Genomic DNA, 22,648 nt, shown 5'->3' with positions numbered 1-22,648 from the left:
ACCTCGTTGTTAAAAATTAAGAAATTTAGAATAACAAATTTAAAGCTAATTCTTCATTCGATTCCATATGCGCCTGCATGTACATCTTTGCCTGACTGCTATTTCTAGTTCTGATTGCTTCCGCTATCATCAAATGATAATGCGCCGCCTTTTCAATCATTCCTGGAACATTGGTATGTTTTCTTCCCATCGATAACTGCTCTTGAAAATCCTCATAAAATTTTATCGTATAAGCATTATGCGTTGCTTTAGCTATTAATAGATGAAAAGTTAAATCCTCTTCTTTGGTGTCTTCTCCTTTTTTAGCTAACTCCGCCATCTTATTTGCTGACTCAACAATTAAATCAATCTCAAATTGAAATGCTTGTACTGCAGCAATTCCAGCAAAAGAAGGTTCCACCATTGTTCTAAAACTGGTTAAATCCATTAAATCTCTTACTTCTGATTTCGATATAGAGTCATTGCTTCTTTTTGCATCATATGTAACAAATGTGCCTCTTCCCTGCTCGATTTTAACAAAAGACTGGCTTTGCAGCGCTCTCAATACTTCTCTGACAGTAGACACGCCAACATCATACTTATCAGATAACTTAGCCAAAGAAAGTAACTTTGTGCCTTCCTCAAGACTTCCGCTCATAATTTCGTCTTTTAATTTATTGTATACTGTGTTAAAATTCCCTCTCAAAAAGATACCTCCTCTCAACTTATCTGATGAATATAATATACATCAGATAAGTTGAGTTTGCAATATATTATTTTAAAAATTATAAAATCTATTTTACTTATTTGATGACTGGAAGCTTGCTTACAAACAAAAAAAGAAGCCGCTGCAAAAATACAGCGGCCCCCTCTTTCTCCTTACACCCATTTCGTCGTAATAACTTTCTTTCTCGTATAGAAATGTAACCCGTCTTTCCCATTGGCATGTAAATCCCCATAAAACGAATCCTTCCACCCGGAGAAGGGGAAAAATGCCATCGGCGCCGGTACACCAATATTCACACCAAGCATTCCTGCATGAATGGTTTCCCGAAATTGACGGACGCTTCCCCCATCTCTGGTAAAAATACATGCTCCATTCGCAAAGCGTGATTGATTAGACAGTTCAATTGCTTCACTTAAATCCTTCACACGAGCGATAGATAATACAGGCGCAAAAATCTCATCCTGCCATATCTTCATTTCCGAAGTAACTTGATCAAAAATGGTCGGACCGACAAAATAGCCTTTTTCCTTCACAGCTTCATCTTTTCGGCCATCCCGGACCAGATTAGCCCCTTCTTCTTGTCCAGCTTCGATATAGCTTAACGTACGTTCTTTATGCTTGTCACGTATTACTGGTCCAAGGAAAATTCCTTCATCTAAACCATTACCAATTTGAATTTCATTGGCTTTTTGTGTCAAAAGCTTGATAAATTCATCTGCAACGCTGTCCTCTACTGCTACTACAGAAGCTGCCATACAGCGCTCGCCAGCCGAACCAAATGCCGCATTCATAATTTGTGTTGTAGCATTATCCAGGTTGGCATCCTGCAGAACAATCGAATGATTCTTTGCGCCTGCCAAAGCCTGTACCCGTTTTAAATTATCTGTCCCGCGTTTGTAGACATACTCGGCCACCGGCTGCGAACCGACAAATGAAATCCCCGCCACTTGCGGATGATCTAATAATCCGTTTACGACATCATGTGCGCCGTGAACGATATTGAACACGCCGCCCGGGAGACCAGCTTCTTCCAGTAATTCCGCTAAACGATTGGCAAGCAGCGGTGTCCGTTCAGAAGGCTTCATTACAAACGTATTTCCAGTCGCAATCGCCATCGGAAACATCCAGCACGGCACCATCATTGGAAAATTAAACGGAGTGATTCCTCCAATAACTCCGATTGGATAACGGTATAATCCGGATTCCAACTCTGTTGCAATCGAAGCAAGCTGCTCTCCCATCATCAATGACGGCGCTCCTGTTGCGAATTCTACATTTTCGATTCCTCTTTGTACTTCTCCATACGCTTCCGCAAAGTTTTTACCATTTTCAAGAGTGATCAGCTTTGCCAGTTCCTCATGATTATCAACAAGAAGCTGCTGGTACTTAAACAGAATTCGGGCACGTTTTGGTACCGGGATTTCTTTCCAGGTTTCAAATGCCTCTGCAGCTGTTTCTATTGCATAATTAATATCCTCTAAAGTAGATAACGGCACGTGAGCAAGCACTTCTCCTGTCGCCGGGTTCACTACCTCTTCTGTTTTTGCTGTTTTCGCTTCGATCCATTTTCCGCCTACATAATTTTTTAATGTTTCTACTGTTGTCTGTGTCAATGAAAAAACCTCCTGTAATATTTTTTATAAAATAAGACTGTAAAGCACAATCGCCAATACTAATACGATACTTGGAACAATAATACTAACAAGGAAAACGGGTTTATATGCCCGGCTGTGCGTCTCGCCGCAAATAGCTCTTACCGTCGTAACAACGACTCCATTATGCGGAAGCGAATCCAGACCGCCGGATGCTAATGCTGAAACACGATGCATTGCACCAGGGTCTACTCCTTGGGCCAGATAAATAGGCGCGAGAATAGGCAGTGCAATACCTAATCCGCCAGAGGCCGAACCAGTAATTCCGCAAATAACCGTAACCCCAATAGCCAGCCCTAATAATGGCGGCCCAGGCAGATTAACAAGTCCAGTTATCAAGGTATCAAATGCCGATACCTCTGCGGCAACACTCCCAAAACCAACGACCGCACAGGTATTTGCCAGTGCAACCAGTGCATTTTGTGTTCCTTCCGCCATTGAGCTCCAAAATTCCTTAAGAAACTTATTCATCGTCAAGCAGGAAACGGCAATTCCTACGATTAAAGCAATTAACAAAGCAGTTGTTGGATTCATGAACTGGCCTAATATGTTTAGTAAAACAATAACTAAAAAGAGCGGTAAAATAGCAACCACAATATTCGGCAATACTTGTGATTCATTCTTTTTCGCCGCCGCATCCGCTTTTTCTTTTTCCAAAACGGATTTTGGAGGAGAAAATTCTTCGCCATTAGCAACTGCTTTCTTAACCAACGACCCAAGATATAATCCGCCGCAAATCATGATAAGCAAGGCGCATAAGACCCCGACCCAGCCGCCTGCTGTCGGTGTTGTTCCAAAGAATTCTGTTGGAATAATATTTTGAATTTCCGGTGATCCCGGTGCAGTCATTGTAAATGAAATCGATCCAAAAATAAGTGCAGCTGGAATAAAACGATGCGGCAGATTTGCTGCACGGAACAGGGAAACAGCAATTGGATAGACCGCAAAGCCAACTACAAATAAACTTACCCCGCCATATGTCATCACTGCTGCTGCCGCTACCACGGCAAACACGGCCCGTTTAACGCCGAACTTCTTTTTAATCCACTGGGCAATACTTTCCGCTGATTTGGTTTCATGCATGAACTTTCCAAAAATAGCACCCAATAAAAATACTAAAAACCATGAAGCAAAATATCCTGTAAAGCCCGTCATATAATTATCCAGTAGTGCTGTTTCTAAATTCAGTCCCCCTGTAACAGCTATAACTACTGAGCTGATCAGCGCAGCAACGATAATATGAATTCCCTTCATTGTTAGATAGACAAGCAAAGCAAGTGCAGCTATCAATCCGATAAAACTGATTATTTCCATCCCATTTATCCCCCTTGATGTCATCCCTTCTATTACGACGTTTTTTCTACGCTAAACTGATACGAGAAACAAACATGGTAAAGCTCCTCTACCTCTTCTTTTGTTGGTACTCTCGGATTATTTTGCGGGCTGCCGCTCGCCAGTGCATCTTCTGCCATTTTACTGACAGCTGCTTCAAAATTTTTCTGATCGATTCCCCAGCCTTGTAAATTAGGAACATCTAACTCATAGCACAGTTTTTTCACCTCATAAACCGTCAGATCTGCAGCTTCCTCTTTAGAGAGCCTATTTGCCTCCGCATCAAAAAATTTCGCTAAGTCAGCCAATCGATCCACACAATCATCTCTGCTGAAATCAAGCACAGCAGGAAGAAGCATTGCATTAGAAATCCCATGTGGTACATGGAACAGTGCCCCAATCGGTCTGGACATGCCATGCACTAAGCACACCGAGGCATTGGAAAAAGCCATCCCCGCCTGCATGGATCCAATAGACATTGCTTCCCGGGCAGCCACATTCTCTCCTTCGTTATAGGCCGTTCTTATATTCTTTACGATTTGTTCAATCGCCGATAAAGCCAGCGTGTCTGTCATGGACTGTGCTTTTTTCGAAATATAAGCCTCCACCGCATGACTTAAAGCGTCAATCCCGGTAGCAGCTGTAACGGATTTAGGCGATGACATGCTTAGAACAGGGTCTACAATCGCTACATTCGGCATCAGTAATGGCTGCTTAATCATCATCTTGACGTCATTCGTTGTATCCGTGATTACCGTAACATCTGTTGCTTCTGAACCTGTTCCAGCTGTAGTCGGCACTGCTATATGCGGAAGCGGCTGCTGCTCTATTTGTTTCTTCCCTCCCATATACTCGCCAATATATATCCCATTTACTGCAGCGACAGCTACTGCCTTGGCCGTATCAATACAGCTGCCGCCACCTACGGAAATAACAACATCACATTTTTCTTTTTTACATAATTCCAATGCTTCTGCAACATAAACATCTGTCGGCTCTGATTCAACCCCTAAATAGACAACGCTTTCAATCTTATCCTGCAAAAGTATATCTCTGCACTCGCTGACATAACCAAGCTTCTCCATAATACGGTCACTGATAATCAGTGCCTTTTGCCCTTTTTCCGATGCTTCCTTCCCTATCTTTTTAAAAGCATCTTTTCCATAATGAATGGTCTGTGGTATACGAAACACATTACTCTCTCCCATAAGTATCTCTCCTTCTCTCTTTCTTTCACTTTTTAAACAGCAAAAATCATGCCAATTTTTCAGAGCTTTATTGTAAGCGTTTTAAAATAAAAGTGTAGCTAAACAGCTACACTTCACCGAAAAAATGTAGTTATTATGCTACACTATTTATCCAAACCATGCTTTTTCAATTTTTTATATAATGTCGTACGGTGAATCCCGAGTTCCTTCGCTGCCTTTGATTTATTGCCCCTGTTCTCTTCCAGCGCTTTCATCAGAACTTCTTTTTCTTTATTCTTCACTTCCCGCTGGAAGACGTACGACGTCTCCAGCAGGTCAAAACGCTTCAAATAGTTTGGAAGATGGTCTACATCAATCGTATCGGATTCAACTAAAATAACTAACTTTTCCATTGTATTTATCAGCTCTCGGATATTTCCATACCAGGCATAATTCATAAAAACAGCCATTGCTTCAGGTGTTACTTCTTTATCCGGAACATTATATTTCTTACACAAACTTGATAAGTAATGAGAAATTAGTACCGGGATATCTTTCGGACGCTCTCTTAACGGTGGTATGGGGATTTCAATAACGTTGATCCGATAATATAAATCCTCTCGAAAGGTCCCCTCCCGAACCATTTCTAGCAAATTCTGATTTGTCGCTACAACGATTCTTGCCTCCAGCTTTTCTTTTTGGACTGCTCCTACCCGTTCAAACTCCTTTTCCTGCAGCACACGCAATAATTTTGTCTGCATCATCTCAGGCATTTCACCAATCTCATCTAAAAACAGTGTCCCGCCTTTAGCTAATGCTAACTTTCCCGGCTTGCCGCCTTTTCTTGCACCTGTAAAGGCGCCGTCTGCATAGCCAAATACTTCAGACTCAAAAAGCTGCTCCGGTATGGCGCCGCAGTTGACACTGATAAACGGTCCATTTTGGTAATAACTCAGCTCGTGGATGCTTTTAGCGAACATTTCTTTCCCTGTTCCGCTTTCCCCTGTGATTAAAGCGGTTGCATCTGTTTTGGCAACTTTTCGGGTAATCCGCTTCAAATCCGTTATCTGTTCACTGGATCCCTTAATTTTCTCAATCGATGCATGCTCTATTCTGTTCTCCTGCAAAGGCTGCTTCACTCTGTCTTTATTTACAGCTGTCTGCATCGTTTTTTCCAAAAACCGATCATAGATTTGATATAATTCTGTTACGCCTTCAAAAATAAGCATTCCGATTGCACCCACCAGCTTTTCTTCTCTCCATATCGGTATACGATGCACCACCATTGGCTGCCCTTGGATATATTGGATAACTCCCCGCTCGGGCATTCCATTTCTGGCTGTATGATGCAGATTGGTATTCTCAATAATTTCCTGTACTGGTCGTCCAATGGCATCCTTTTGATCAATTCCAGTAAAACGGCTGTAGGCTTCATTAAACTCAATAATGATTCCTTCCTGATTAACAACAGCAACCCCTTCATAAGCGCTTTCAAGAATAACATCCAAAATTTCGGCAGTATGAGAGGTTTGACTCAGCTCGTTCATATAGAACGATAAACATTGCTGTATTTCTTTTCTTGTTAATACGCCTGTCAACTGCTGCTTCTCATTAACTGCAAAAAAGTAAGTATACGGCATTTTATAAAAGTCGATGATGAACTCATCGGCTCGAATAATCGAAAAATCCTCCTGTGATATATAATTCGCAATCGACGCTTCGTTTCCCCCATCCAGATACGCTTTCAGGATTGCTTTGGACGTAATGATTCCAACCGGATTCATAGATTCTCCTACAACAGGAAGGAAATCAGCTGCCAAATTATGAAGAAGCTCTGCTGCAGCTTTTACAGTTTCATTTAAACAAATGACCTCCGGATTCCTTTTCATCCAATTGCCGGCTTGACCATTTTCTTCATTTAATAGCTCTTGTGAATTCATTTGCAGCATGTTATCTTCCTCCAAAAATAAAATACGAAATGCTTTGATTATGCTTCTACAGCTGAGTATACCATAGTCTTATAAGAGAATTCATTTCAATTTCACCTGTGACAACCCTACAAATAATGTTTCGTATACGTTAAAAAACACAGTATCTATCGATGTAGAAATTACCATAGATACTGTGTTTACATGTTGAAATTTTCTTTATTTAACTGCCTTTCTGCTCCTGCATTCAATAATAAATCTATCCCATAGGCAATAAAATAATTAAAATATTAAAATCAACTATGCTATAGTTAAGTGTATTTACTTCTAAGAAGTCTTTTTATCAATAACTGCTCCTTCCGAATAAATCACCCTTCCGCTTTTCAAAATTTCCTCTTTTAACTCTTCTGGAGCATCTTCATACTTAATCAAATCCAAAAATAGCAATGTATCTAACTCCTCTTCTAAAGCAAACGTTAATTCCACCCATTCTTCCTTCGTCATATTTGGAGCAACAAATGCTAAATCAATATCAGATTTTAGTGTATAATCACCAACAGCTCTTGATCCAAAAAGAATAATTTTATGAATGGTATTGATACGTTGACCAACATTCGTTAACTGATTTATGATTTTTTGCTCAATCATCGTAAGATTCACTCCCTCCTTCTTTATACTTTTCTTTTAGAAATTTAAAGGTCTCCTTCATTTCAGGGAAATAACCTGCAATATTTTCATAAATATCTCTTGCCTTCTTTTCATCATATACATGGGAGGTTTCATTTCTATCACGGAGCATTTGCAGCCAAGATTGTTCATTTTGAATCCAATCTACTGCATATGCTTGTTTTAATGTCTCTCTGGGGGATTTTGCTTCAATCCCTTCTTCTTCAAGCATTCGTTTTAACGTTTTCCAATAAAGCTCAAATGTAAACTCAAAGCGTTGAATTGTTCCATCAATATACAAACTATTCTTAGCACCTTCATTTAGAGCCTCTTCCAGTCTTCCGATTGCTTTTTCCAGATTAGCTAAGCTCTGCAAGGTCTTTCTTGCCGACATAAATATTCCTCCCTCTATATAATTAAACGCAACAAGCTTATTGTTATGTATTTTACTATAATGCACGCTATATGGGCAAACGGATGGTAATTCAAAATAGTTGCAGAGTTAATACTTTTTCATTAGGTCGTACTACTCTTTTAATATATTCCCAAATATTTTATCAAAAGCATATAAAACTGGATATTTCATATAATTTATCATATTTATGCTAATTACAAACAAAAAAAGCGGCACCTATTTGTTAATAATAGATGTTCGCTTTTTTGTATATGATATTTTATTTCACTGCCTTTCTCCTCCTAAAAACCTTCGCAATCAATGGATAACAAAGGGACAAAACCGTCAGCAAAGCAAGAACAATCGCAATCGGAGAAGCAAATAGAATATCCATTGGAGAATCATAAACAATCATTGCTCTCTGGAAATTTTGCTCCATATCTCCTCCAACAATCAAAGCAAGAATTAACGGTACAACAGGGTAATTCAGAATACGCATCAACAACCCAATAACACCGGCAATAATTAAAATATAAAAATCAATTGTGCTGTATCCAAGCGTATATGCCCCTAAGAAGGAAAGAATAAGAACAATCGGATAAAGCACATTCGGCGGTGTTTTTAAGATTTTCACCAGCATACCGACCATTAAGATATTAATAATTACTAAGATAATGTTCCCGATAAACATACTGTTGATCAGCGTCCAAATCGTATCCGGACTATTTTCAAATAACAAAGGCCCCGGGGTGATTCCAATCATAACAAGTGCTCCCAGCATCACCGCTGTTGTCCCGGATCCAGGTATCCCCATGGTCAGCATCGGAATCAGCGAGCCGACAGCCGATGCACTGTTTGCGGATTCTGGTGCAACCAGTCCTTCTACAGCACCCTTGCCGAATTCATCTTTATTTTTGGATATTTGTTTTTCCGTACTATAAGATAACAAAGATGCAATCGTTCCGCCAGAACCGGGAAGTACACCGAGGAAGAATCCGATCGGGCCGCTTCGGATAATCGGGGCAAGCGATCGCTTCCACTGCTCCTTCGTAAACCACTTGCTCCCGATGTCCTGCCCATTTGATTTTCCGGAATATTGCGGTTTAAGTAAATTATAAAGCACTTCCCCTATGGCATAAATACCGATAATGATTACAATAAAATTAATACCATCTGTTAAATGCGGCAATCCAAAGGTGAAGCGGTGTACGCCGGATTGCAAATCCACTCCGATAGTACTGATTCCCAATCCTAAAAACATGGTTAAAAAGCCTTTAATAATATTTCCTTGCGATAAGGTCACCACAGCAGATAAGGCAAATAGGAACAACAGCAAAAACTCAGCCGGTCCAAAATTTAATGCAAAATTTGCCAGCGGTATTGCTAAAAAGATAAATCCGAAGATTGCCATTACGCCGCCAATCAGCGAAGCCATCGCAGCAATAGACATCGCCTGCCCTGCCAGTCCCTTCTTCGTCATCGGGTATCCGTCGAATGTAGCTGCAATCGAAGAACCATCTCCCGGCGTATTAATCAGAATAGAGCTGCGGGAGCCTCCAAATAAAGCTCCATAGTAAATCGCTGCCATTAAAATCAATGCGCTGACCGGCTCCATTCCAAAAGTTAACGGAATAAGCACTGCTACTCCCGTTGCCGCTCCAAGCCCCGGCAGAATACCGACAATTGTACCAAGGACTGCTCCAAGTAAAAGCCATAACAAATTAGCAGGCTGGAGCGCTGTCCATAATCCATCTAAAATAATATTTACATCCATTCTTGCACTCCTCCTCTAAGGCAGACTTATTTGCAGCAGCTCTGTGAATCCATACCAGGTTGAAACAGAAACAACCAGTGTTACAATTACATTCAAGAGCCATTTCTTCATTCCGTTTAAATAAAACATAAGCGCTCCCATAAATAATATCGTTGCAATCAAATAACCGACATGTTCAAAAATAAGCGTATATATCACGCAAATTCCAATAATAATTGCAATTAATTTAAATGATTTCAGCTGGGCAATCAGCTCTAAATCTTTGTTCTTCGCATGTATTTGTTTACGTACATTGACTAAATCAGCTATAGAAAATATCAACAATCCAGCGCAAACAAATAAAGGAAAAAATTTTGGTCCATCCGGATTACCTAATGTGGCCGGATCTAATTGTATAATCATCGTGCCATAGATAACGCTGCCAATAATAAACATGACAGGCATGGCATACCGTATTGCTACCTGCATCCTATTTTCCCTCCTAAGGCGTTAAGCCAGAATCCTCTACTATACCTTCAAAAAATTCATTTTGCTCTTGTAAAAATTCTTTTGTTTCTTCACTATTCATATAAAATTCTTCCAAATTATTATTCTCTAAATCTGCTTTCCACTCATCTGTTTTTACCATTTCACTCAAATAAAGGTCCCAAGCGGCGATTTCCTCCTCACTCATCCCTGGAGGGCCCATAATCCCGCGCCAATGCGGAAATTCCATATCAATATCCTGCTCTTTCCAGGTTGGTATATCCGGAAATGCGTCCAGTCTTTCTGGCGATGTAACAGCTAAAATATCTACTTCTCCTGCTAAATACTGTTCAGATAGATCAGATAACGAGTTACTGGTGACATCAATATGTCCGCCAAGTAATGCATTCATAATATCGCCCCCGCTGCTGTAAACAAGGAACTGTAATTCTGTCGGATCAATACCGTATTCAATCACAGCTTGGACAAAGGCCAGATGATTTCCGCTTCCTAAGGATGGGCTGACACCAATCACCAGCGACTTTGGATCTTCCTTTAACTGCTCCAATAACTCTGTACCGCTGTCAATTCCTGCATCCTCCCGGACTGCAACCGCCAGCCATTCCGTAGATAACATGGCTAATGGCGTAAATTCTTCATAGGTTAATTCCGTCTGACCGAGCAATGGACCCGTAATCAATAGACTGGAATTTAACGCAGCAAAATGCGCATCCTGCTGCATCAAGTATTGCCAGCCTACTTCCCCGCCGCCTCCAGGCTTGTTCACTACGGTAATATCTTCTTCGACAGTTCCGTCCGCATTCATCGCCCGTTGTGCAGAACGGGCTGTTCTATCCCATCCGCCGCCCGGGCTTGCCGGAGAAATAATCTCTATGTTTTTTTCAGGAAAAGTCCCTTTCCCTTCACTCGTATTCTCTGAACACCCCGCCAGAAGAATACAGCCAATAAATAATAAGCATAAACGCTTCATGTTAACACCTCACCAAATCAATAATTAAGTAAACGCTTTCAATGATAGGGTAATTATTGCAAACCCAAAGAGGAAAAACAATATTTCGAATTTTATTCACTTAACATTCTTTAATGCCTTTTCGTCCTTTTTATCCATTAAGTGAAAAAAAGAGAATAAAAAAACACCCTGATATCAGGATGTTTTGATGTTTTACTGTAAAATATATCTTCTTTCCGGCCGGCCGATAACCCCATAATTTAAAATAGTAGTGGCTTCTTCATTGGATACAATATGCTCCAAATATCGTCTGGCCGTTGTTCTTGAAATTCCCACCAGCTGGCACATCTTATCAATCGTTACACCTTCAGGATGCTCCTTTAATGATGCTTTTACTTTTTCTAATGTAATGGAATCAATCCCTGTAGGCAATGGCATATTTGTCCCTTTTTCTTCTATGCTTCGCTGGTACCCCCCTGTCAAAAAATAATCGGTATCGTTCGCTTTAAATTCTCCCATTTCTTCAAACCATATCCGATCCTTTATATATTGTTTTATCGTATTTGTAAAATCATCCATTGTCACTGGTTTAATTAAGTACTGGTATACGCCATAACGTTTTGCCAGCTGCAAATGCTGACGGTCTGTAGATGCGGAGACCATAATAATATCTAGCTCCGGAAAATGCATTCGCAGGTAATGAAGCAATTCTGTCCCTAATATATCAGGAAAATAAATATCAAGGATGACCAGATCTACTTTTTCTTTTTCCATCAGCTCCTTGAGTTCTTTTCCATTTAGCGCTCTTCCAGCAACTGTTATCTCTGAAAAAGACTGCAGATACTTTTCATGCAATAAAGCTACCCGATAATCATCTTCTGCAATAACCACATTCATTTTTTCACCACTTCTCCTTTTGGTAAATAGATAGAAAATACGGTTCCGCCGTCAGCTGGCGAGGTCACTTCCATCTCCCCACAATACTTTTTCACCGTTTCATAGACATGAAACAGACCATAGCCTCTATTTTCCCCTTTGCTGGAATATCCTCTGGTAAAAATCTGCCCGGTCTGTTCTTTCGTCATCCCCTGTCCGGTATCTTCTATATCTATCACAATATCGCTTCCAACATCGGTAACCATCACAGTGATTCTCTGTTCCTCCGATTCTAGTACAGCATCCATGGCGTTATCTAATAAATTTCCGAGCATGATAGCCATATCCGTAGCAGCTATTTTCGTTTTATCCAGATGACTCGCTTCCTCTATGACAAGTGATATTTTTTTCTCAGCCGCCTTCGCTATTTTCCCTAATAAAATTGCTTGCGCTCCAGGGTCTTTAATGTTCTTCAACATTGGGAATGCTTGTCGTTTATCAGCGGTTTCTTCCTGAATCACTTTTAATGCTTCCTCATATTGCTCAAGCTGGATTAACCCCAACAGCACATACATCTTATTTTTAAATTCATGTGTCTGGGCACGCAGGCTGTCTGCATAGCCCTCTATCTGCATCACTGTTTCTTGAAGCTGCTTCATATCTGTTTTATCTCGAAAACTGCAAATCGCACCGACAATCTGTTTATTTTCATATAAAGGAATGCGATTCGTAATAAATGTTTTCCCTTGGTACACTTTTTCCTCATCATAGCTCGGCTTTCCAGAGAAAAGCGTCTCCGGCAGGCCAAGCAGTTGAATCGACTGCTGGAGATTCATCGTTGAACTCAGCAATGCCTCTGCAGAGGGATTAATCAAGGAAATCGCTTGCTTATCATCAATCACAATAATTCCTTCTTTTACTGCGTTTAACATGGCTTCCCGTTCGCGGAACATTTCTGCGATAACAGCTGGCTCTCTCCCGAGTGTATCCTCCTGAATACTTCTTGCTAAAAACAACGCTCCGCCAACGCAAAGAATCATCCCGATGGATGCCACGACAACTAATCTTCTGAGCTTACTTACTATGATAGCGTTGATTGATTCTTCCAAGTACTCGACTGTAACCGCACCGATAATTCTTTCACCGCCATTGGCATCCACCTCTTCATAGATTGGCGCAGTGGTCATAATAGCAGGTCCAAGCGCCCCTTCCCCCGATTCGGTCACATAGGAGCCATATAACAGCGTTTGGTCAAATTGCTCTGTTTCTTCCGTTATACCGATGTGGTTTTCATCTGGATGAATGATATATTCTCCGTCTCGTGTAACTACGGTCACAACCGGATTTTCTGCCTGCAGCCGCACACGGTCAATAATTCCCTGTAATTCGTCATGGTCACTGCTGCTGACAGCTTCCTCCAAAGCCGGCATAAAGGCCAGTCCATTAGCCGTCTGTCTGGATAATTGCTTGTATGTATCCTGGGCATTGCCAATCTCAAAGTAAGCAAACACAGAAATAAATAATAAAATAAGAAAAGTAGATAAAGTCAGAAATATAAAGACAATCCGCTTCCGAATCGTCATATTTTTTATCAAAGAAAACATTTATACCTCCTTTTCTATTGATCCATGAGTTTATTTCGTTTTATGTAATAGCATTATCAGTTTATCGGAAATCTGGTGTTGGGGCAAGAGAACTAGATTCGTTGTAGCCCTGTTTCTATATACAATATGGATTATCTCTTTTGTTCTTGTCACATGAAAGAAAACCCTTACAAACAAAGTATACATAGCAGGTTTATAACATCCCCTTAATTTAACTAGAACTTTTTCTCACAATTTCTTCTCTTTTTATGATATATTGTTCTTTATTCTAAAATATTTCACACACCCTTAGAAAAACCTATCATGAGGAGAGACAAGAATGACAACCATCTTATTTAAAAATGCCAAGGTGTTTACCGGCAAAAATACGGATTTTGAAGGAATTGACTTTGCTGTAGATACAGAAACAGGCCAATTTATCAACAAAGAAACAGCAAACGCAGATGAAACGATCGACTTAAAAGGGAAATATGTCATGCCCGGCTTAATCAACGCCCACACGCATATTATCTTAGATCCCTTCTTCAAAATCGGCGGCCTTTCTTCGGTCAATGCAGCTCAGACGGGAGCCGTCGTAAACACGTATATTGCAATTGATAACCTAAATAAACTTTTAAAACACGGCGTTACTTATATACGTGATGTTGGTTCCTCTGACAACATTGATTTACAGTTATCTAAATTAGAAAAAGAAAATAAAATAACAGCTCCTGGAATTATCGGATCCGGTCCTGCCATCGTAATGACTGGCGGGCATGGCGTAGAACTCGGATGGGAGTCGGACGGCGTAGATGAGATTCGTAAACATGCCCGCACCAATATTAAAAATGGAGCACGAAATATTAAAGTCATGGCAACCGGCGGCGTCAGTATGGATGGAGAAACACCTAATGATGTTCAGCTTAGTGTCGAGGAAATGCGTGCTGCGGTGGATGAGGCACATCATAAAGGCTATACTGCCTGCGCACATGCTCAAGGAACAGAAGGAATCAAAAATGCCATCCGTGCTGGAGTAGATTCGATTGAACATGGGATTTATTTAGATGATGAAGCCATCCAGATGATGCTGGATAATGATACTTATCTTGTTCCAACCTTAATGGCACCTTGGGCAATCAATCAGCATCCGGAAAAACTGCCTGATTTTATGGTAAAAAAATCACTTGCTGTTCAAGAAGCACATATTAAAAGTATTGGCAAAGCTGCTAAGGCTGGAATCAAAATCGCAATGGGGACAGACTCCGGAACCGCTTATAATGACTTTGAGAAAGGGCCCTCTCAAGAGCTTGAACAGATGGTCGATGCTGGTTTAACACCATTGCAGGCATTACAATCAGCTTCTATCAATGCAGCAGAACTGTTGAAAATAAATGATTATGCAGGCTCTATTGAGACAGGCAAGCTTGCTGATTTTATTATTATTGAAGAAAATCCATTAGAGAATATCAAAGCTGTCCAAGCGGATAAAATTGTTTATAAAAAAGGGAAGAAAGTAGAATAACTCTACAGAAAACAACTGGACTTGCAAAGATAAGATATATCCTGCAAGTCCAGTTGTTTATATTCACCACACTTTTTTTGCATTTTCCAAATCAGTTAAACTGATAAAGCTCTTTTGCATTGGAGGCGGACAAATGCGATTATGCATTTTTATTTGTTTATTTATTTTCTTAATATCCTTTTCAGTTTGAGCTTCCTGCACAAATACACTGATTTCCTTTTGCAGCTTCAACCATGGCGGTAAATAGCCTGCATCCTTCGCTATTTTTTGAAAATGCTGGAACGTATCCTTTTCCATATAATCCTTTGTTAGCGGTTTTCCCTTTCCCGGCAAATTCTTTTCATAGCTATAATCGTTCTCTTTAATCATATCTCCAATTAAATCATTGTATTTCCTTTCCAAACAAATCCCTCCTGCCCTTATTTGTTTAAGCAATCCAATGAATCATTAAGATCAAGTAAATTAAAATAATACTTCTACTTTTCAGTATACTGTTTAATTATATATCGCGCTATTAATCTTCTTTATTATAAAAAATGAAACGTGCTATACTTTCTTAACAACTATCTCCACATAAAAAAGCTGCCCCATAAAGTAAAATACCTCATGGAGCAGCCAGACTGCATTGCAGTAACATCTATTGTGACATTTTTTTCTTTTCGGAGAAAAGCTTCCCTCTCTCCAGCCATTTTTGTTTGGCTTCTTTCCTTCGCTTTACTTCTGCTTTTACAAGCTTTGGATAAGTATCTTCAGCAAAGTCCTGGACGCTGTCCCAATCTGAAAAGAAAAGAACCTTCATATCTCTGGAACCATCTTCATTACGGCGTTTATTCAGGCAAACGCCAAAAATCCGGTTCGATTCCTCAATCATCTGTTTAAATAAAAGGGGATGTTTTTCCTGATCCCTGTACAACTCTTCCATCATTCCCATATAATGTGAATCGTAATGATGGAACGGCATATCGGAATCAATGCTTTTGCTGCTGCGATAAACTTTACGGTTGTTTGCGTAAATCCATATTAAAGTACCATAATCCAGATTTTCCTTTGTACTTACGATAACTTTTTTCATGTTTGTCATCCTGTCTAGAGGAAAATTTAGCATGGTAAATATCATTCTTAAAATCTCCGTTTATTAAATAATGCTACCTCTACTCTTTAGTATACACTACTTTCACTTTAAAAGCTTGAAAACTTCGAAGAACCTACTTTGAAAACTCCATTTTCCAGCTGTAGTAGTCGTTTTCTTTATTCTTTTCATAGCTTAAATAAGCATTGAATTTCTTTCCTTTTTTACTTGTCAGACCTTTCACAAAGACTTTCTTATCCTTCAACAGTTTTTTCACCATGGTTTTCGTCGGCTTCTTCCGCATCGAAGCTAAATATTTATCATTTTTCCAAATGGCAAATGTACAGCCCTGCTTCCGGTTGCTGCAGTTAAAGGCTTTATAGCCATCTATTACTTTGCCGCCGCACTGCGGACAGGTTCCCACTACTTCATTGGTTGCCCGTGTCTGCGTTACCTTATTGATAATAACGTCCTCTCCATGCTTGATTGTTTCAACGGATTCTGATGTAAAATGAAAAACGAGCCGGAGAAATTCCTGCTTGTCCGCTTTTCCTTTTTGAATATCTGATAAGGCTTTTTCAAGACGTCCGGTGAATTCTAAATCAAATAAATCTTTTACAGGAAAAGTGGTAACCAGCCGTTTACCAAGCTCTGTACAAAGCAAATGCTTACTTTCCGTTGTAATATAGCCTATATCCTTCAACTTTTTAATGGTTTCGGCTCTTGTTGCAGCAGTGCCAATACTAAAACCGGTCAAAATACTGCCCATCAGCTCCTCGCTTTCATCCTCCTGGTAGCTTTTCCCGCATGTTTCCATCACACGCAGCAAGGTTCTTTCAGTATGGTGCTTTGGCGGCTTTGTGACATGGGAAGTGACTTCAGAATCGCTCACCTGGACACGTTCCTGCTTATCCACTGACGGCAGCAGAGTATCCTTAGATTGGATATTCTCTACCTTTTTCCATCCTTCCACTAACTGTACTTTCCCTTTTGAATGGAAAACACCAGATAAATCCACATCCAGAATTTTTGTAGTCAGCTTTGTCTCTTCATATTCTGCTATCGGCATAAATTGCATAATAAAGCGGTTTTTAATGGCTGTGTAGACAATTCCTTCATCTGCCGAGAGCCGTTTAGGCTTCATATAAGTGGGAATGATCGCGCTGTGACTTTCCACTTTTGCGTTATTAAAGACACGCTTTGTTTTCATAAACTTCATTTCATCCTTATAAGGAAGCCCTTCGGAATGTACTTTTAAGACATGGGCTGTTTTTCCAACCAAGCTTTCTTCTAAGGCAGTACTCGCAGTTCGCGGATAGGTAATCAGCTTTTTCTCATAAAGTGACTGAGCGACCTTTAATACCTTATCAGATGTCCATCCCTTGAATTTATTCGTTATAAACCCTTGCAAATTGGATAAATTGAATAGAAACGGCGGGAATTCCTTTTTCTTTTCCACCTGTTTATCAGTAATCATGGCTTGTTTGTTTTGAATCGCTTCGTTAATTGGCTCCAATAATTCTTTTTTCTTAAATTTATCCTCTTTGTTTTCGACATAAGTCCCTTCGTATTCGTGGTTAGCCGCCGTTTGAAAGGTTGCAGTCAGTTTAAAATAATCCTCCGGCTTAAAATTTTCAATCTCTTGATCACGGTCATAGATTATTTTTAAAGTTGGAAGCAGCACCCGGCCTATATTTAACGCTTTGCTTTTACCCTGCTGATATTTTAACGTTGCCACGGATGTCAGGTTAATACCGATAACCCAATCTGCCCATTGCCTGCTGATTCCCGCATCGCGCAACGGCTTCATCCTATCGTTTGTTTGGAGATTTTCCAGACCCTGCAGTACTTCGTTTTGCGTCCATTCATTTAAAAGCAGGCGATATACCACTGCCTTTGGCTTCACCCCGCCCCGGTAGATGATACTATCTGCAATTAACTGGCCTTCCCGGTCATAATCACACGCTGAAATAATTTCCTCCACATCATTCCGCTTCATTAAAGAGTGAATCGTTTTTAACTGCTTTGCAGCTCCGCCATCAGTTTGCGCCCGATTTCTTGGATTGCTTTTCACTTTATATTTAAATTCAGAAGGGATAAAAGGAAAATTATCCATTTTCCAGCTCCGCATTTTCCCATCATAGTCTTTTGCATCATACAGCTCGACAAGATGGCCAAATGCCCAGGTAATCACATAGCGCTCCCCTTCAAAATAGCCGTCTTTTTTCGTTTTTATATTTAATGCATCTGCAATATTTTTTGCGACAGATGGCTTCTCTGCTAAGATTAATCGGACTCCCATTTCGAATTCATCGCCTTTCCTTTAAAGCCATATCAGCTGGTTTTTCGCTATCATTTTTCATATTAGAAACATTCGTTCGATACCTTATTATGCCATAGATTTCACTTTTTTTCTAATAGATACCTAAAATCGCAGCTCCTCATTATTGCTCGCTTATAATTTATCGCTATATGGTTAAACTAGCTTCATTGGTGATTATAATCACTATATTTACTTACAGGAGGTGCGCCATGTCTGAACAAAATAAAAATCGCAATAAGGATAAAGGAAAGCAAAATAATCGCAATAAACATAATAAAACAGGCAATGATACGGAATTTGCGAGTGAAAATAGTGAGTTTCTGAACTTAGACAATAAGAAAAACAAACGGAAAAGGTAGCATCTTTACAAAAAAGCTGAGTGACCAGTTGACTCAGTTTTTTTGTTGCCTAGTTGTAAAACCGCTTCCCTTTTTTCATATTTATATGGAAATGTTTGTTGCTATCCTTTATACTGAAAACAGACGAGGGTCAAAGAAGCCCTGTCCGCTTTATATCTTCATCATTTCCCTTCCTGAAAACATCTTCTTTAAAAATTCCTTCACAGCTTGATTCTATTTTTTATTGCTTCTGCTGCCGCTGTATTTTTCTTCAAAACAAAACCCATATCTGGTTAAAATCCTGCGCATCCCCTTCTATCGCAAGTATTTCTTTTCACGCCCCTGTCGAAAATCATTCCCAATAGTTTTTACAATTCAATATATCCATTTACTTTGACTATCGAAGTTTTACAACCCGGCTAGAATACTTTATGATTAATTTAACATACTTACCTATTTATTGAATTGAAATCACACAAAAGGAAGGAAAGTCTAAAAATGAAAAAACATATAAAATTCTCCTGCTCCAGTCTTCTTCTGTTGTCTCTCATTTTTTTGCTTATTGCCTGTTCAGACAATACAAATGAGGAAGAGAACCCTGATTCTGTCACAGATGAAACTGCTGAAGAACCGGGTGTGGCAGACGATGAAGACTTACCGGATAGGGAGGAATCAGATAACCCTTCAGAAACAGATAACTCATCGGAAGATTCCTCCGAAAATAACACTGATAATCAACCAAGTGAAGAAACGGAAACAGATGCTTCGGAAGACAGCTCTGTTGAAGAGGAAGAAAGTAACGACAGTTCTTCAGAAGACGAAGAAGCGGGGAACGATCAGGCATTATCAGACTATTCTTCCGAAGAAATTGAATACGCCCGCGTCTGGCTGCAGCTTGGGCCAAATCAAGATATCGATGAATTATACGTCGAACATATTCCAGCCGGTACACCGCTCGACCCCAACGATGAAGAAAATGATGTGAGCTATCCGGAAGATGTGATTCAGGTCTCCGGTTCCCGTATTGCAGATGGCATGATTACGTATAGCGGGAATGGAGACGGTACTATTAATGTATATGACATTCCATATGGAAATCGATGGTACGGAGGGATGCCTCGTCCGGATGATGTTGATTTAGAAGAAGTACAGAAAGATATGCGAGAGATGATTGAAAATACAGAGACGGTCACCATTGAGCCTGGTGAGGATGAAGAGGTTATAACTATTATTGAAAAAATGTATATTATTGATTGAGACGATTGAAGATTCTTGCAGGGAACCCCTGATAGAATATAACATCGATAAATAATAAGGCGGCTGGAAAGTATCTATTCCAGCCGCCTTATTATTTATCCTTTATTGAAAAAATCCTGCTAAATATTGATCTTGTGCAATCACTACATAGCTGCCATCAGGATTTTGCATCACATGAACAGTAAGTTCTACAGGAGGCAGGAGTGCATCGATGTCATTGTATTTTTCGATCAACAGCTCGATGGTTTTAGAATCAACTTCATCACGTGCAATGTCACCATCTTCAATAAGCTCAAGCAATTCCTGGTCTACTTCCTGATAAATGGACGTATCACTGATTCCTTCTATAGAAACCGTGACCATAATACTATCAGCCGATTCTGCCTGTGCTTCAACAATCTCATAATCCGCAGTAGACAATGCATACATCACGGCATCCGCTAATTCGATAATTTCTTGTTCTGTCACATTGGTCCCTTGCATATTTCGTTCCGTGTTTTGGATATATATATCCTTGAACATATCCCGCTGTGTCTCAGCTTCTGTTGTTTTCTCTTCTTCCGAATAAGTGTCTGGCAAACGCTCGATAGAGGCTTCCGCATCCTGGAAGACCGTCGCCTGAATAAGTGCATCCAAATAATCCGATGCTTCTGTTTCCAGAGTCTCCCTCTCTTCCTCGCTTAAATCTGTTGCTTCCGCATCTGCGGGCTCTGTATCCTCTGCTGTCACAGTGACCGCCGGAATATCGATTTGTTCGGCATCATTATGATTAGTGTATGTATACAAGTAATTCTGATCATTTGTTAAATCATGAAACGTATACGTAAATTCCTGTTCCATTTCCTGCAGATGATGGGTCTCTTTTTCAATAATCATTTCAAGTGTAAATTTATCAATGTCAAAATCGGAGGGTTCAAAATCCACTCTTTCAGAGCCTTCGGTAATTCGGAGCGTTTGTTCCGCAATTCCTCTGCCTAACTCTTCGATATCCGTTTCATCCCCATTGTAAGTAAGGACATAATCTTCATCTCTTGCTTCCATATCAAATTTGTTATGAATATCCGGGTCTATGGATACGAAAAAAGCAAATGGCATTTTCATCCTGCCTAATTGATTATTAAAGATATGTTCGAGTTCCTCCTGGTCAGCGGTTGTTGTTGCAAAGCTCTCCATGACCTCCCCTTCAGCAGTTTTCATCAAAAAGTCACTATTGTCTCTATACAGAGCAAAGTTTCCCAGATTGTAATAGTCGATATCATTTTCAAAGTCAAACACGCCATTCCCCGATAACGTTTCGCCTTCGATATTTTCTTCAAACTCCACGTCTAAAGAGGTCATATCCTGTTCCACCTGCTCCATTTCCTCCAAAACCTCTGCAGCCTCAGGCTCGGAGCACCCGGCTAAAAATAAAATAATAATGAGTCCAGCTCCAAAAATATAATTTTTCAAAATAAAACGCTGTCTCCTTTCTTTTTAAATGTAAACGTTATACATATATTATACAGGGAGGACAACTGATTGACTACGGAACAAAATCAAAAGAGGAATAAATACCCAACTAAAATACCACAGCACAAAATACTGTGGTATTTTAGATATTTTCCAATGAAATTATGGTAAATTATTCCTAAAAAGTATTTGGTATAATCTTCACAGACTGCGATTATTTATTCCGCATAGATTATATCCACTTTTTGAATAATACAATGATTTGAAACTTATTTCCATCGATATTAGCGTCTATCTGGCCACCTAATTTAATAACCAATTGCCTGACAATATGCAAACCCAATCCTAGCTGTCCGCCAGTTCTGCTGCTGTCCATCCGATACGACCGGTCAAAAATCCGATGGAGCTCCGTTTTGTCATCCAATGCGGTGATATCATTTTCTGCTTCCAGCCTGACACATTCCTCTTCTTCTGCCAGCCTGATGGTAAAATAACTTTCCGCATATCGTAATGCATTTTGAACTATATTACTGATAATCCGATGGACTGCTTTTTCATCTGCTAAAATAGGGGGTACAGCCGTCTCGTCTATTTCTATCTGCAGCTTATTTTTCTCAAAATCATGGTAAAACAGCAGCATCGTATCCACTACCAGCTGATTCAACGATACCTGCTGCATGCTGAATTTCTGGTCCGAAGATTCTATTTGGGAAAGCTCATAAAACTGATCCACCATCATCGTTAAATGATCAATTTTCTTTTGAATAATAGCCAAAAACTCTTTTTTCTCTGCATCTGACAAAGAGGGATCTGCCATCAATTCAGAAAATCCTTTAATCGATGTTAACGGCGTTCTTAAATCATGTGAGAGATTGGTGATTTCCTGCTTTAATGCTTCTTCTCTCCTTTGCTTATGCTGTTGATCCTGCTTAAATAGATGAATCAACTGATTGATATACGTAATAAACCGGAGCAAACCTCTGCTGTGTGTATTTGTACGGATTAATTCGTTTGTACCAAAATTCTCATTAATGCCTTTGAGCTGACTGGTTATCCTTCTGATATCCCAATAAAGTAACAGCAGCATGCTGATACAAACGACTAATAATATACTCAATATAACGATAATCAACCAGCTGCTCACTGTCACCCCTCCT

Annotated in this window: 20 protein-coding genes; 3 read left to right on the top strand and 17 right to left on the bottom strand. The window is 39.9% G+C overall.

What is annotated here, in order from left to right; all coding sequences use genetic code 11:
* Nucleotides 1-25: 25 nt before the first annotated feature.
* The 12 genes from MKY65_RS09860 to MKY65_RS09805 form a co-directional block, all read right to left on the bottom strand.
* On the bottom strand, nt 26-685 hold the full coding sequence (locus tag MKY65_RS09860; RefSeq protein ID WP_339184374.1) for an FCD domain-containing protein: 660 nt from the start codon (nt 683-685) through the stop codon (nt 26-28).
* 173 nt (nt 686-858) lie between these two features.
* Nucleotides 859-2,319: a CoA-acylating methylmalonate-semialdehyde dehydrogenase gene (locus MKY65_RS09855; RefSeq protein ID WP_339184372.1), complete on the bottom strand. Its 1,461-nt coding sequence runs from the start codon at nt 2,317-2,319 to the stop codon at nt 859-861.
* Nucleotides 2,320-2,343: 24 nt separating this feature from the next.
* The gene (locus tag MKY65_RS09850) at nt 2,344-3,672 is read right to left on the bottom strand and encodes an SLC13 family permease (protein WP_339184371.1); all 1,329 of its coding nucleotides are present in this window, start codon (nt 3,670-3,672) and stop codon (nt 2,344-2,346) included.
* Nucleotides 3,673-3,704: 32 nt separating this feature from the next.
* Nucleotides 3,705-4,898 carry an iron-containing alcohol dehydrogenase gene (locus MKY65_RS09845; protein WP_339184370.1) on the bottom strand — a complete coding sequence of 398 codons (1,194 nt, stop codon included), beginning with the start codon at nt 4,896-4,898 and terminating at the stop codon, nt 3,705-3,707.
* Nucleotides 4,899-5,041: 143 nt separating this feature from the next.
* On the bottom strand, nt 5,042-6,826 hold the full coding sequence (locus tag MKY65_RS09840) for a sigma 54-interacting transcriptional regulator (protein ID WP_339184368.1): 1,785 nt from the start codon (nt 6,824-6,826) through the stop codon (nt 5,042-5,044).
* A 306-nt stretch (nt 6,827-7,132) separates the two neighbouring features.
* Nucleotides 7,133-7,453: a nucleotidyltransferase domain-containing protein gene (locus MKY65_RS09835; RefSeq protein WP_339184366.1), complete on the bottom strand. Its 321-nt coding sequence runs from the start codon at nt 7,451-7,453 to the stop codon at nt 7,133-7,135.
* A complete protein-coding gene (locus MKY65_RS09830) occupies nt 7,446-7,865 on the bottom strand; it encodes a nucleotidyltransferase substrate binding protein (protein ID WP_339184365.1) in 420 nt (139 codons plus the stop codon). The genes MKY65_RS09835 and MKY65_RS09830 overlap by 8 nt, the downstream gene beginning before the upstream one ends.
* 280 nt (nt 7,866-8,145) lie before the next feature.
* A complete protein-coding gene (locus MKY65_RS09825) occupies nt 8,146-9,639 on the bottom strand; it encodes a tripartite tricarboxylate transporter permease (protein WP_339184362.1) in 1,494 nt (497 codons plus the stop codon).
* A 15-nt stretch (nt 9,640-9,654) separates the two neighbouring features.
* Nucleotides 9,655-10,107, bottom strand: coding sequence for a tripartite tricarboxylate transporter TctB family protein (locus tag MKY65_RS09820; protein ID WP_339184360.1), 453 nt, complete (start codon nt 10,105-10,107; stop codon nt 9,655-9,657).
* Nucleotides 10,108-10,120: 13 nt separating this feature from the next.
* Complete coding sequence (locus MKY65_RS09815) at nt 10,121-11,095, bottom strand: tripartite tricarboxylate transporter substrate binding protein (protein WP_339184359.1); 975 nt, start codon at nt 11,093-11,095, stop codon at nt 10,121-10,123.
* 192 nt (nt 11,096-11,287) lie between these two features.
* Nucleotides 11,288-11,971 (bottom strand): response regulator, encoded by a 684-nt coding sequence (locus MKY65_RS09810; protein ID WP_339184358.1) that lies wholly within the window; start codon nt 11,969-11,971, stop codon nt 11,288-11,290.
* Nucleotides 11,968-13,554: a sensor histidine kinase gene (locus MKY65_RS09805; protein WP_339184357.1), complete on the bottom strand. Its 1,587-nt coding sequence runs from the start codon at nt 13,552-13,554 to the stop codon at nt 11,968-11,970. Before MKY65_RS09805 ends, MKY65_RS09810 begins: the two co-directional genes overlap by 4 nt.
* A gap of 319 nt (nt 13,555-13,873) precedes the next feature.
* Here MKY65_RS09805 and MKY65_RS09800 point away from each other — a divergent pair, with 319 nt between their 5' ends.
* Complete coding sequence (locus tag MKY65_RS09800) at nt 13,874-15,055, top strand: amidohydrolase family protein (protein ID WP_339184355.1); 1,182 nt, start codon at nt 13,874-13,876, stop codon at nt 15,053-15,055.
* 63 nt (nt 15,056-15,118) lie between these two features.
* Here MKY65_RS09800 and MKY65_RS09795 read toward each other — a convergent pair whose 3' ends face one another.
* The 3 genes from MKY65_RS09795 to MKY65_RS09785 all read right to left on the bottom strand — a co-directional run bounded on the left by MKY65_RS09795 (nt 15,119) and on the right by MKY65_RS09785 (nt 18,426).
* Complete coding sequence (locus MKY65_RS09795; RefSeq protein WP_052485037.1) at nt 15,119-15,457, bottom strand: DnaJ family domain-containing protein; 339 nt, start codon at nt 15,455-15,457, stop codon at nt 15,119-15,121.
* Nucleotides 15,458-15,692: 235 nt separating this feature from the next.
* The gene (locus MKY65_RS09790; RefSeq protein ID WP_339184353.1) at nt 15,693-16,127 is read right to left on the bottom strand and encodes a hypothetical protein; all 435 of its coding nucleotides are present in this window, start codon (nt 16,125-16,127) and stop codon (nt 15,693-15,695) included.
* A 133-nt stretch (nt 16,128-16,260) separates the two neighbouring features.
* A complete protein-coding gene (locus MKY65_RS09785; protein ID WP_339184351.1) occupies nt 16,261-18,426 on the bottom strand; it encodes a DNA topoisomerase in 2,166 nt (721 codons plus the stop codon).
* A 230-nt stretch (nt 18,427-18,656) separates the two neighbouring features.
* Between MKY65_RS09785 and MKY65_RS09780 the strand changes: the two genes are divergently transcribed.
* Nucleotides 18,657-18,806, top strand: a complete 150-nt coding sequence (locus MKY65_RS09780) for a hypothetical protein (protein WP_175297047.1) — start codon at nt 18,657-18,659, stop codon at nt 18,804-18,806.
* Nucleotides 18,807-19,283: 477 nt separating this feature from the next.
* Entirely contained in the window at nt 19,284-20,042 is a 759-nt protein-coding gene (locus tag MKY65_RS09775; protein WP_339184349.1) for a hypothetical protein, read from the top strand.
* A 102-nt stretch (nt 20,043-20,144) separates the two neighbouring features.
* Here the strand turns inward: MKY65_RS09775 and MKY65_RS09770 are convergent, their stop codons facing one another.
* Together MKY65_RS09770 and MKY65_RS09765 are read right to left on the bottom strand one after the other, a co-directional pair.
* Complete coding sequence (locus MKY65_RS09770; RefSeq protein WP_339184346.1) at nt 20,145-21,491, bottom strand: DUF6612 family protein; 1,347 nt, start codon at nt 21,489-21,491, stop codon at nt 20,145-20,147.
* Between the two features lie 232 nt (nt 21,492-21,723).
* On the bottom strand, nt 21,724-22,635 hold the full coding sequence (locus tag MKY65_RS09765; RefSeq protein WP_339184344.1) for a HAMP domain-containing sensor histidine kinase: 912 nt from the start codon (nt 22,633-22,635) through the stop codon (nt 21,724-21,726).
* Nucleotides 22,636-22,648 lie beyond the last annotated feature (13 nt).

It is taken from the genome of Oceanobacillus sp. FSL W7-1293, from assembly GCF_037969815.1.
Classification (GTDB): domain Bacteria; phylum Bacillota; class Bacilli; order Bacillales; family Amphibacillaceae; genus Oceanobacillus; species Oceanobacillus oncorhynchi.
Note: the sequence above shows the minus strand (reverse complement) of the source record. Positions and strands in the feature narration are given on the sequence as shown.